The sequence below is a fragment of the Paracoccus salipaludis genome (assembly GCF_002287065.1).
GTDB classification, from domain to species: domain Bacteria; phylum Pseudomonadota; class Alphaproteobacteria; order Rhodobacterales; family Rhodobacteraceae; genus Paracoccus; species Paracoccus salipaludis.
The window spans coordinates 1-543 of record NZ_NSJZ01000149.1 but is presented as its reverse complement, the minus strand read 5'-3'; the positions used below and the strand labels follow the sequence as shown (position 1 = coordinate 543).

At 61.7% G+C, this 543-nt stretch carries 1 protein-coding gene; it reads right to left on the bottom strand.

What is annotated here, in order from left to right; translation table 11 throughout:
* Positions 1-64: 64 nt before the first annotated feature.
* On the bottom strand, positions 65-232 hold the full coding sequence (locus CK240_RS18530) for a head-tail connector protein (protein ID WP_135058970.1): 168 nt from the start codon (positions 230-232) through the stop codon (positions 65-67).
* Between the last annotated feature and the right edge of the window lie 311 nt (positions 233-543).

Below are 543 nucleotides of genomic sequence, written 5' to 3'. Positions count from 1 at the left end.
AAGCCGCCCATGTCGGTCTCGATGGTCTCGAACCGCTGCAATGCCACCCGCTCGCGCAGGTCGCCTATGTCCTGCGGCCGGTGAGGTCCGCGACGTGCTCGATTGCCGCGAACAGCATCCCGTCGATGGCAAGGTCTTCGTCGTCGTGACTGATGCGGGCGTGCTCTTTCACCCGTGCCAGCGAAAGGCCGTGCGGGGCGTTCGGATCGGGGGTGATGAGCTTCCACGACATGCCAAAATCCTAGCACGTCCTAGCAGTGCTAGCAAGGGGCCGTGGCAACAGCCCATGTGACTGATTCAGTTAAGAGAAAGGCCGATATGTTCCACATATGGAAGGACGGCCGGGGATCGGGGTCGTAGTTGCGGTGCAACGGGGTGCAAGCAAGGGTGCACGATTTCGCTCACCCATACTAATAGATAACTCTCCCCCCTTAGAGGGCCCTGAGAGGCGAAACCCCACGGGCGGGCCGATTTGACGGCACAGGCGGGGCGGCGCAACGCGAATTACAGTGAACCCGCATTAGCGACGGTCCGAGGGCCAGT

Bases quoted from the DNA above. Each gene is read 5' to 3' on its own strand.
- CK240_RS18530 (WP_135058970.1), bottom strand. From the start codon at position 232: ATGTCGTGGAAGCTCATCACCCCCGATCCGAACGCCCCGCACGGCCTT.